Source organism: uncultured Methanobrevibacter sp., assembly GCF_905235195.1.
GTDB lineage: Archaea > Methanobacteriota > Methanobacteria > Methanobacteriales > Methanobacteriaceae > Methanarmilla.
Window position 1 is genome coordinate 1 of the sequence record NZ_CAJOKH010000063.1, and the last position, 12373, is coordinate 12373.

A 12373-nucleotide genomic window follows, 5' to 3' on the forward strand; every position below is an offset into this window, starting at 1 on the left:
TTATGAAAACACCATTATAAAATAAAATTAAATTAATTGAATTTAGTAAAAATAAGAGTTTTGTGCAAGTTTCTCGTACAAAATAATCTAGCACCCTATTATAATATAAAATCTTGATTAAAAGATAAAAAATATTTGAATAAATTTTAAACTATAAATAAGAATAGGCATTCCACGTAATTGAAAATCCATCACACTTAGACTCTAAATTATTTGCAAGACTATTCAATAAAATCATTTCATTATGATTAGAAGATAAATGATAAACAGTCCGATTATTTTCCTCTACAACAGTTAAAACACCATAATCATCCAAATTAATTGAATCATGGGGATTTATAATATTAACCTCATAATATCCAGTTTGTGCCATTGCAAATATAAGTGAAAATCTAATTACAATTATTAATATTAAAATTAAATGAGGAAGCAATATTTTAATTAATTGTTTAGTATTAAAATCAGTTTTACTCGTTTTAAAAACATTTGACAGATTTTTACTATGCCTAGAAATAATTGATGTAATGCCCTCAGGTTTATCATCTTTAATATTATCATTATAATAATCACTATTAAATCGAGAGTGTTTATCCAATAAAAATCCATTAAATAATATTACAAGACATCCATATACTCCACCAACACCAGGTGTTGAAAATATTCCTCCATCCATTATACCGATTATTCCACAGCTAAAAAAGAATATTGTTAAAAAACGAATAAACATACTACGATTTTCACATGCTTTAACCATAGTAATAAATAAAAGTACCATTAAAATAAATGAAAATTTAACAAAATTTGGAATATAAGGCTCTAAACTATTACCTAAATGAATACCCGCAGGAATATTAGGTATGATTACAGATACAATAAATCCAAAAACTGATTTAAACACATGAGAATGCATTATACTTGTAGAAGTCATTGAAGGATCAATAACCACAAATGTAGAGTTGATAGGAAAATTTAATTTTAATCTAATATATATTTCAGTAATTATAGCTATTAATCCAATAATAATCAGTAGTGTAAAGGTTAATTTAAGATAAAAATCATTTGATTTATTTAAAATATTTAATTTATGTCTTTCACAGAATCTGGATAAAATTAAAAATAGACCAAATATTCCAAAGAACAAAACATCTTTACCTTTTGATGAACCCATTAAAATTATCTGGAAGAATGGACGAACAAGCATATCTAAAAAGCTTGTAAAGTATAATGAACAAGCGATTATTATTAGTATTGTCCCGCAAAGATAATATTTATCTATTTTCATTTTTATCAACCATAAATTTATGAATACTTTTATAAACAGTATTTTATATTTTTTATACCCCATTTATTTGAATATTTTTTGATATTTAATCCAAGTCAATTCAAAATTATACAGTAGTAAACATCTAATATAATATTAAATACTTATATAATAATAAAATTTTGATTTAATATAAATATTTAATATAAATTTTAAATAAAATAATTAGCTTTAAATTTATTAAAATATCAGTATTGTATTTAAAATAAATTTTAAATAAAAAAATTAACCTTAAATTGATTAAAAAATTTGTTTTATATTTAAAATAAATAAAAAATAATAAATAAGTTTAATTAATTAAAAATAATGTACTAAAAGATGTAATATATGATAAATAAAAAAAATAATATAATAAAAAGTAATTAAAAGTGATAAAAATTAATGAAAAATAATAAAAAGTTATAAAAAGTTATAAAAAGTAATTAAAACTAATTAAAAGTAATGAAAAATACTAAAAAGTTATGAGAACTAATAAAAAGTAATTAATACTAATAAAAAATAAAAAAAAGTAAATAACCTAAAAAAATAGTAAAAAACTAATAATAAAAATAAAAAAAGAGATTAATAAAATAATACTTAATTAATCTTGTTTTAAATTATTAGAATTATAAAGTTACACCCATTTCTAATTGTTCAGTTAACTCTTTATATCTATTTCTGATTGTAACTTCAGTAACCCCTGCAATTTCTGCAACATCTCTTTGAGTTTTTCTCTCACCTAAAAGAACAGATGCAATATATAATGCCGCAGCTGCTACTCCAGTTGGACCTCTACCAGAAGTCAATCCTTTATCCATAGCCTTATTAATAATATCTATAGCTTTAGATTGGACTTCACCAGATAAACCTAGTTCACTTGCAAATCTAGGAACATAATCAACAGGTGAAGTAGGAGGTAATTTAATATTTAATTCACGAGTTAAAAATCTGTAAGTCCTACCAACTTCTTTTTTAGTTACACGAGAAACCTCAGCAATTTCATCTAAAGTACGAGGAACTTTACATCTTCTACAAGCCGCATATAATGAAGCAGCAACAACACCTTCAATACTTCTTCCACGAATAAGTTTATTTTCAACTGCACTCCTATAAACAACAGATGCAGATTCCCTTACACTTCTTGGAAGACCTAATCTTGAAGAGTCACGATCCAATTCACTTAAAGCAAATGCAAGATTCCTTTCAGTTGCACCAGAAATTCTGATTTTTCTTTGCCATTTTCTTAAACGGTACCATTGAGCTCTGTTTCTTGCAGGAATATCTCTACCATAAATATCCTTATTCCTCCAATCAATCATAGTACTTAAACCTTTATCGTGAATAGTGTAAGTAATTGGAGCACCAACACGAGTCCTTTTATCTCTTTGTTCATGGTCAAATGCTCTCCATTCTGGCCCCATATCTACAAGGTTTTCATCTATAACCAGACCACAATTAGCACAAACAACTTCTGCTCTTTCATAATCTCCGATTAATTGGTCAGAACCACATTCAGGACAACATGTTTGTCTATCTATATTAAATACATCATGTTGCATTTGTTCTTTTTCAGTAGTTGTATCATCAACCACTCCAGATTTAGAGATCTGTTTTGATCTTCTAGTTCTGTTAATTCTTTCTTTTAATTCTTCTTCTTCCGTGGTTTTTCCCCCGTTTACGTTTTTTATCAGTAGAAACAAATAATTTTTCACCTTGATTTTTCATGATTTTTTCTTTATTTGTAGATTTGAAAAGGTTTATTGATATATAAGGAGATTTTGTTGGTCCAAATACCGTATTAATTTTTCCTATTTTCTTCTTTTTAGAATCAAATACTATAGCTCCAGCGATTGGAGTTTGCTTACCTTTTGCTATTAATTTACCAGATTTTGCTATATGTAAACTATTACCTAAAATTTTCATAAAAAATCAGTCAAAAAATATCAATCACTTAATAATTTTAAGTTATTTATTATTATATATAAATATTTCGATACTTTTATATATAAAAAATAGTACCTATTTAAATAAATTACTATTTGAATTAAAAGGAACATTTAGATTATATACTAATATATTAGACTCATTTAAGTTAAAATTTAAAATATTAACATGTGGTATATTTTAAGGAACATATATTATATTAAGAGTCATGGATGATATAAAATAGAAAATAAATACTATTTTTCATTTCCCCAACGAAAAAAATTATTAAAAAAAAATGAGGAAATTTAAGAAATCATAAAATGCAAGCTTAGAATATCGGAAATTTGCAAAAACTTAAAGGTAGAGAGAAAAAATCCATAAAAGTGATAAAAGAATTAAATGAAATTTAAAATAGACTTATAACTTTATAATCCTATTTTATTGATAATAAATCTTTAATTTAAAATTAAAATGGATTTATAACATTAATAAACATTTTTTTTATTAATATAAACCTTTATAAAAATCCAATGCCTTGAATTAAAGTAATTCTTAAAACATTAGACTATATTTAAAATTTTATCAAATCCTGCTATGAAAAGAATCTCTTTTATAGAGTCACTGACTTTAATAATTAATGGAATATTTTGAGGATTTAATTTTTCCCCACAAACAATTAAAACTCTTAGACCTGCCTTGAAATATAACATAAATGTTATTTATAGTAATTTCCTTTAAAACAAATACAATTAAAGTATCCAATTTACTTAATTCTGGTATTAATCTTATTGATTTCATTTTATCTTGAATGTTAAAAACTTAAATTATACTTACATATATTTCTTTATTAAGTTTTAATATTTTCAATTTAATTTTATAAATCCCATTATTCCTTGGAAAATTTGAAAAAAAATTAGTGTAAAAAAAAGTATCTTTTGATTTTATGTAAATTTTAGTGCAAATAATTAGGATGTTTATAATTTGAGATTTTCCTCAATAATTTTCAATACTAAATTAAATAAACTAAATAATTTAAAATCAGCACTTGATTAATTATGGAAATATAATTTAACTTATAAATTAATCGAATTAGCTCAAAAATTATTTTAATTTTTATCATAAATATTTTATAAAATCAAATTATTTTCTCTAAACATAAATTTAATTTCTAAAAAAAATACATAACAATGCTATAATTAAAATTTTCCCATAATTTAAAAATTAAACTATTTAATGAATAAAAATGGTTATAGTAAACTTTATATACTTTTAAAAATTAAAACTTTATTATAACTTATAAGGTTAAAACACAAATAAAAGGTGAAAAATTATGAATATTGGAGAAATTATTAGTGATGCTTTATCCTACCCATTCCAAAATATGAAAGCACTATTAATCTATGCAATTATAGGAGTTATTGGTGGAATTATAGGAGGAGCAAGTTTAGTAGGTATTGTAGCTAGTATAGGTACAACAGGTGTTAAGGGTATGCTTGCTGCAGCAGGTACTGTTGGATTTATTGTTATGATTATACTATTCTTATTAATTGAGGGATATGGTTTAGACATTATAAAATATGGTATTGAAAAAAGAAGTGATGGTCCTTCTGTAGATTTCGGAAGACAAATTGTAAATGCATTAAAATTAATAGTTGTAGGTATTATTTATTACATTATACCTGTAATTCTTATGTATTTATTAAGTTTAATATTCCAAGGTTGGCTAACCGCTACACTCAGTATACTTATATTTATCATATTTGCATTAGCTAACTTTATGGCTAAATGTAGATTAGCACATTATGACAGTTTAGGAGAAGCTTTTGCTATTAGTGAAGTAATAGGCGATATATCCAGAGTAGGTTTAGGTAAACTCATTGCAACAGTTATTGTCATTGTTATTATGATAATAATCATGTGTATACTTATAGGATTTTTAAGCGTTATACCTATTATTGGAAATATCATATTAGGTCTTGGTTCTGTTTATATAGCATTCTTCTATAACAGAGCTGTTGGTTTATTATACTCTGATGCATAATTAAACCACTTCTTTTTTTCTTTTTTTTACAAATAAAATTATTAACTGCTTTTTTTAGAAAATAAATTTATTTTATTAAATTGTTTTAAATTCCATCAAAATTATAAAACCTATTTTATTCAAGTATTTACTTTATTTACTTTATTGACTTTATTCAACTCTAAATCATATGAAATATTTTATAATCCATAAAGTGTAAAAATAGATTATAATATCTTAATTTTCAAATTGATAATATGAAAAAATAAACAAAAAAATAAAATTAATATATATCAAAGTTTTTATTATAAAGAAATAATAACATTAAATTCTATAATTTAAAAAAAAGTAAGTATATTTTCTCTTCTTTTTTATGGCAAATATGAGTTAAAAATATATTGGAATGGTATTATGAAAAAAACAAAAATTATATGTAGTATAGGTCCAGTTAGTGATTCTGTTGATGTTATGAGTAAAATGGTCGAAAATGGTATGGATTGTGCACGTATTAACCTTAGTCATGCCGAGAAAGACGAGATATTAAAAACAATTGAGGTTATAAGAGAAGTACGTAAAAAATGTAATGTGCCAGTAGCAATAATGTATGATACTAAAGGACCAGAGTTTAGAACCTTAAAATTTAAAGATGAAGAAATAAGTCTTAAAAAAGGAGATACTATTAAGATGAGTAAAACTTGCATACTTGGTAATAAAGAAGAATTTGGAGTGAACCATAGTGATGCAATTGACTTTATAAAAATAGGAGACAAAGTACTTATAGACAATGCATTATTTGAACTCGAAGTTGTTGATAAGAAAAAGGACCATATTGTACTAAAAGCTTTAGGTGATGGAAAAATCCAAGACAATAAAACAATTAATGTTCCAGGAGTCAATTTAGAATTAGATTTTATAAGTGAAGTCGATAAAAAAGATATTACCTTTGCAGCACAACATTCCTGTGACTATTTAGCATTATCCTTTGTAAATTCCCGAGAAGATGTAATTGCTGCCCGTAAAATAATTGAAGAAGCGGGAGGAGATGCCTGTATTATCTCAAAAATTGAAAGTCAACAAGGTATTGAAAATATCGATGAAATAATCGTAGAATCTGATGGAATTATGGTAGCTCGTGGAGATCTAGGAGTAAATGTTCCATTAGAAAAATTACCTACTCTTCAAAAGACAATTATTGAAAAATGTCGCCAAAAAGGCAAGTTTGCTATTGTTGCAACAGAAATGTTGGCTTCTATGTATGAAAATCCTAGACCAACAAGAGCAGAAGTATCAGATATAGCTAATGCAATTTTAGATGGAACTGATTGTTTAATGTTATCTGGAGAAACTACTGTTGGAAAGTATCCAGTACAATCAGTAGAGATAATGGATAAAATAAGTAAATACATAGAATCAACAGTTGACTATACAAAACATATCACATATAAAGGAAGAATCGGCATTAGTGATACAATTGCCAAATTGGTTGTAGATGCTATTGAATACGGAAATATAAAATTAATAGTTACAACTACCATGACCGGTTTTACCGCACGTAAGATTAGTAATTTAAGACCAAACTCAATTATTTTAGCTTGTTGTCCATCAAAACATATTGCAGAAAAGGTTGTTTTAAACTTTGGAGTTAAACCTGTAATAACAGAGATATATGAAAGTACTGACGATATGGTTGAAAATGCAAAAAAAATAGCTATAAAAGAATTCAATTTAAATAAGGGAGATTTAATTGTAGTTACAGGAGGATTACCATTAGGAAAAGCAAACAAGACTAATTATCTAAAAATTATAGAAATATAATCCTAATATTATATAATTTATTTACATTTAGTTGTTTAGCAAATTTAAATCATTTATAAAAAGTATAATAAAAGTTTAGTAATTTACTATAAATTATTAAATACTATTTATTCTCCTTAGCCTTATCATAAATATCCTTAACAGTTTCCATATCCACACTAGTATATATCTGTGTAGTAGACAAACTTGCATGGCCTAAAAGTTGTTGAATAATCCTAATATCCACACCATGTTTTAATAGATGTGTTGCAAAAGAATGTCTTAAAATGTGGGGTGTAACCTTTTTCTTAATTCCTGCACGTTCTGCATATTTTTTAATCATAATCTCAACATAACGGGAAGATAATTTATTGCCATTTTTATTATATATTAAGAGATCATTAGATACATCTCTAAAAGCATTATATTCATTTAACAAATCTAAGGCTTCCTCATCAAATAAAACAATTCTGTCTTTATCTCCTTTTCCACGTATCCTCATAGTACGAGTTTTAAAATCTATATCATTCATTTTTAAATTTAAAAGTTCGCTGATACGTAATCCTGAAGAATATAAAAGGGTTAAAATTATTTTATTTCTCAATTTTGTAAATCTTTGCATTTCTGTATTTTCTTTATCCTCCTCAACGGATGCAATAAGTGATTGAACTTCATATTCATTTAAAGACTTTGGAAGAGATTTAGTACGTTTAGGAGTTTCAACTTCACTTAAAAAATAAATATTATTAAATTCCAAGAATTTTTTTAAACTTACTGTTACAAGATAAATATAATTTTGAGAAACATCTTTTTCTCTTTTTAAATATTGAATATATCTTTTAAATGATCTAAGGAATTTACGACCATCAGATAAATCATTTTCACCTTGTAAGAATTCTAAAAAAGAGTTAATTATAGCATTATATGTTTTAATCGTATTTTGCGAATAATTTCTAATTTCTAAATCTATAATATACTCTTCACACATATCCTCAAAATCAAATATTTCAAGTATGCTTATTTTTTCACCATCCTCATTATATTGAGGCAGAGAAACAGTAGAACTATTATTCTGTTCATTGAAAATATTATTTTGATTCTGATTTAGAAAATCTGCCATATAACCACTATAATTGAATTATTTAAAAAAATTTAAATGACTTAGTTCGTTATACCAAAATATATTTTTATTATATTTAATACTTTTTTTTTTTATTTTAGTGAAAACTTCTAGATAAAAGTTAAAAAAAAACATTTAAAAAATAGTTAAAAAAGAAGAAATACAACAGATATTATTAAAAAATAGAAGTTGAAATAGAAAATTTCTTAAATCATAAAAAAAGATAAATAAGGAAAAAAATCCTTATTTAATGTAAAGTTATAATTTTTAAGTCACGTGGTTTTTTCACGATATTAATTGCCTTAAATGCTACAAGGTTTTTAATGCCTTTATTGTAAGAAGCATCAACTAATCTTTGTGATATGATTCCATCAAAAACAATGGTTTGTGCATTATCTTCAACATTTTGAACCTCATCAAATAAAGATTCAACATCTACTTCTTTCATAAGGTTTAATGCATTATCTAAGATTTCTCCAGTGCCAGTACCTTCAATTTCTTTAAGCATATCCTTCATTAAACTAACTTCATCATCATCTTCTTCAATAGGAATTGGTGGCTCTTCAACAAATCCTCCAGCATCATAATTATCATAAGTATCATAACGACGAGATGATTTGTTAATACGTTTGTTAGAATTATCATGGCCACGTTTAAGAGATTTTTTAGGATTTTTGGATCTTGGAATTTCTTGATTTGAAAATATATTAGTTGTTGATAAGAATTGTTCAAGGGGAGCTTTGTCTCTTAAAGCATTAATTACATCATCTTTTTCAAGATCTTCAACTTCTTTTCCAACAGGAGCACGAGTAACATAATCAACATCCCCTACTTGAATAAGTTCTTTTAATATAAGTTCTCCACCACGATCACCATCAACAAATGCAGTTACAGTTCTGTTTTTAGTTAAATCTGCAATAGCTTTAGGAACATTAACACCTTCAACAGCTACAGTGTTTTTAATTCCATATTTTAAAAGGTTCAATACATCGTTTCTTCCTTCAACAACAATGATTGCATCTGAAGTATGAACACTAGGTCCTGCAGGAAGTCTTTCATCACCAAAATCAGAGATTTCATGAACACGCATAGCCTCCCTAACTTCCTCAATCATTTGCATACTTTCAGGAGCAACAGAATCCATCATTCCTTTATAAATTTCTTTCGCACGGTCAACCACTTGTTGACGTTTCACAGCACGAACATCTTCAACTTTGTGAACAATAATATTAGCTTCACAAGGACCAACACGATTAATTGTTTCAAGTGATGCAGCTAAAATTGCAGTTTCAATTCTATCTAAACTAGATGGAATTACAACTTCACCTTTAGCACGACCACTATTAGAATGAATTAAAACCTGTATTCTGCCTATCCTTCCAGTTCTTTGAAGTTCTCTTAAATCCAAATCATTGCTTAAAAGTCCTTCAGTTTGACCAAAGATAGCTCCAACAACGTCAGGTTTTTCCACTATCCCATTTGCATTAATTTCTGCATATATGAGATATTTGGTTGTTGTTAATTCTTCACCTTTTGACATGATAAGCCTCCTTTACGGCTTAATTTAATTAAATATATAAAAATTTAATAAATAATAAAACTTAAAAAGAATTATTAATTTTCCAGATTATTTAAAATAAGCTAATATTCATTTTAAAAAAACAATAATTAACCATAAACTGAATTAATATTAATTTTTATTAATTTGAATAATTATTAATAATTGATAAATTAGCTTAAATAAAATAAAATAAACTAATAATGCAATTATAAGTTTATATTAGTATTATAATGTGCAAAGCACGACTAAATTAATTAGGTAAATTACTATAAAAAAAGAGTTTTTTAAATTAGAAAAATATAACTACCCTAATTAAGTAATAAAAGTTTAAAATTAAATAATAAATCATGATGTAGTTGTCATATGTCTTTGAACTTAAAATATTTTTTTGTATAAATATTTTCTAAAAAATGGTTTAAGATTAATAATACCCTTACCAAATAATATCTAAATTGACATATATTACACCTTTAATTAGATTTAAAATTTTTCTATCAAATAATAATTAATTGAATATACTAATCATTTCATCTTTATATTGAATTAAAATCTTAATGAATTACTATTTTTGTTTGAAAATTTTTAATAATTGAATAAATAATTAATACCAAAAGTTTTAGTATTAAATTTTTCTAATATCTAATAATAGATTACTATTATTAATTTTAAATATTTATTTTAATTATATATGATATAAATTATATTAGTAATGAAAAACTCTTTCGAGTATAATAATTGTTAATTTTACCTAAAATAATTTTTGAAAATTCTAATATATAAAATTGTATATTTTAATTTTAATATGCTTAAACAATGAAAAAAAATATTATAAAATATGAAAATCATAAATAATAAAATAAAATAAAAAAGGTGTTAATGTGGCATTAGGTCCAAAAAAAGTAATGAAAATGGCAACAGGTAAAAAATCAAAAAAACTAAATATTACCGATATTGAACTAAAAGAGGACGAATTTAGTATTGAAGATTTAAGTTTGGATAATGATAATCATTTAAAATTAAAAACAATACTTGATAGTGTATCCAGTTGTCAAATTTCAGATGCATACAATAAGCTTTATAGAGATTCAGGAGTAATAAAAGGTTTAAAATCCATAACCGGTGTGAAAGGATATGGTAAAATTAAAACATGCCTAACTGGTGCAAATGACTGGGGAACTGCAGTTGCAGGAATCGATTATACAGGTAAAAAAGAAGTATTATTTATTAAAACAAGTGAGGAAAAAATAGCAGTATGGGGAGAATTAGCATCAACATGTGCAAAAAAAGAAGAACTTGCAGCTGTTGCAGTTTATGGACATATGAGAGATATTGATGTAATTAGATATATGGATTATCCTCTATTCTGTACAGATTATTGTCCAAATGCAGGAACCTCATTAGGTACTGGTAAATTAAATACAGAACTTGAAATTGATGGGACTACTATTGAAGATGGAGATTTCTTCTTTGGTGATGAAAACGGAGTAGTTGTAATTGCAAAAGAGAAATTTAATGAAGTTATCATCGAAACATTAAATATAAAATTAAAAGAAGAAAATATATTAAAAAGTCTAAATGAAGGTAAAACCCTAGCAGAGATTGCAAATGTAAAAGACAATTTTAAAAAAGACTAATTAGATTTACTGACTTATTTTTTTATATATTTATTTTTCATAATATCACAAAATATTTTAATTTACTTCATTCTTTAATAATATCCTAAATTATTTTAATTTATTTCTTAAATAATTTCTTAAAAAATATTATTTAATTATTTTTTTAATAATAGTTCCAAATATTTAATTTATTTCTTTTTTTAACTAATATCAATTTATATAATAAATATTTTTTTAATTATTAAAATAAAGTTTTAAAGAAAAATAAATCAAATTACAATACATATCCCTATAAAAAAACAAAATTATAAATAATATACTATTTTTAATTGATTTAAGGAAAAATAGAAAACTTACCATAAAAGTTTCATAAAATATTTAAATTAGTTTCAACAAAAACTTGTAGGAATTTAATTCAAAATTAAGACAAACTTATTTTAAGAGAAATTATTTGTTTAAATTATTAAAAAAAATTCTAATTTAAATGGAGGTAAAATATGAACACCCATATGGAAGCTTATTATCAAAAAAGAAGCGACATATATAACCATGTAAGAAATGCAAGTACATATGAAAAAATTGCATATGCATTTTTAATGGCATGTTTTACTGGTATTGCAGCACAGATTGTAATTCCATTAAATTGGACTCCTATACCAATTACACTACAAAGTTTTGCAGTAATGACTGCAGGTATTGTTCTTGGTAGAAAATACGGCGTATTATCCATGATACTCTACTGCTTATTAGGTCTTGTAATACCATGGTATAGTGGTATGACTGGAGGGCTTTCAGTCTTAATGGGTGCTACTGGAGGATATTTCTTAGGATTTATTATTTGTGCATACTTCGTTGGAAGTATTTCAGACAAATTACCAAAATCTCGTAAATTTATAGGTATGACTGGAACTTTACTTATTGCTAACTTTGCAGCAATTTATATTCCAGGATTAGCAACTTTATATTTAACAATGTATAGTCAAGGAGTAAGTTTATCTTTAAGTCAATTACTTATGATGGGACTTATTCCATTTAT

The 12373-nt window shown here is 24.8% G+C and carries 10 protein-coding genes; 4 read left to right on the forward strand and 6 right to left on the reverse strand.

Going from position 1 to position 12373, the window contains the following annotated elements:
* Nucleotides 1-151: 151 nt before the first annotated feature.
* The 4 genes from QZ146_RS07670 to QZ146_RS07685 form a co-directional block, all read right to left on the reverse strand.
* A complete protein-coding gene (locus tag QZ146_RS07670) occupies nucleotides 152-1282 on the reverse strand; it encodes a hypothetical protein (RefSeq protein WP_295723244.1) in 1131 nt (376 codons plus the stop codon).
* Between the two features lie 644 nt (nucleotides 1283-1926).
* Nucleotides 1927-2859: a transcription initiation factor IIB gene (locus tag QZ146_RS07675; protein WP_295723256.1), complete on the reverse strand. Its 933-nt coding sequence runs from the start codon at nucleotides 2857-2859 to the stop codon at nucleotides 1927-1929.
* 70 nt (nucleotides 2860-2929) lie between these two features.
* Nucleotides 2930-3223 (reverse strand): H/ACA ribonucleoprotein complex subunit GAR1, encoded by a 294-nt coding sequence (locus QZ146_RS07680; protein ID WP_295723245.1) that lies wholly within the window; start codon nucleotides 3221-3223, stop codon nucleotides 2930-2932.
* A gap of 563 nt (nucleotides 3224-3786) precedes the next feature.
* A complete protein-coding gene (locus QZ146_RS07685; protein ID WP_295723247.1) occupies nucleotides 3787-3936 on the reverse strand; it encodes a hypothetical protein in 150 nt (49 codons plus the stop codon).
* Nucleotides 3937-4556: 620 nt separating this feature from the next.
* Between QZ146_RS07685 and QZ146_RS07690 the strand changes: the two genes are divergently transcribed.
* Nucleotides 4557-5267, forward strand: a complete 711-nt coding sequence (locus QZ146_RS07690; RefSeq protein ID WP_295723249.1) for a DUF4013 domain-containing protein — start codon at nucleotides 4557-4559, stop codon at nucleotides 5265-5267.
* A gap of 390 nt (nucleotides 5268-5657) precedes the next feature.
* The gene (gene pyk / locus QZ146_RS07695; RefSeq protein WP_295723250.1) at nucleotides 5658-7061 is read left to right on the forward strand and encodes a pyruvate kinase; all 1404 of its coding nucleotides are present in this window, start codon (nucleotides 5658-5660) and stop codon (nucleotides 7059-7061) included.
* A gap of 103 nt (nucleotides 7062-7164) precedes the next feature.
* Here the strand turns inward: pyk and xerA are convergent, their stop codons facing one another.
* Together xerA and dnaG are read right to left on the reverse strand one after the other, a co-directional pair.
* Entirely contained in the window at nucleotides 7165-8160 is a 996-nt protein-coding gene (gene xerA / locus QZ146_RS07700) for a site-specific tyrosine recombinase/integron integrase (protein ID WP_295723252.1), read from the reverse strand.
* 247 nt (nucleotides 8161-8407) lie between these two features.
* On the reverse strand, nucleotides 8408-9700 hold the full coding sequence (gene dnaG / locus QZ146_RS07705) for a DNA primase DnaG (protein WP_295723253.1): 1293 nt from the start codon (nucleotides 9698-9700) through the stop codon (nucleotides 8408-8410).
* An 899-nt stretch (nucleotides 9701-10599) separates the two neighbouring features.
* Here dnaG and QZ146_RS07710 point away from each other — a divergent pair.
* Complete coding sequence (locus QZ146_RS07710) at nucleotides 10600-11355, forward strand: RraA family protein (RefSeq protein WP_295723254.1); 756 nt, start codon at nucleotides 10600-10602, stop codon at nucleotides 11353-11355.
* Nucleotides 11356-11834: 479 nt separating this feature from the next.
* Nucleotides 11835-12373 (forward strand): biotin transporter BioY (locus QZ146_RS07715; protein WP_295723255.1); only part of this gene is annotated, 539 nt, incomplete at its 3' end.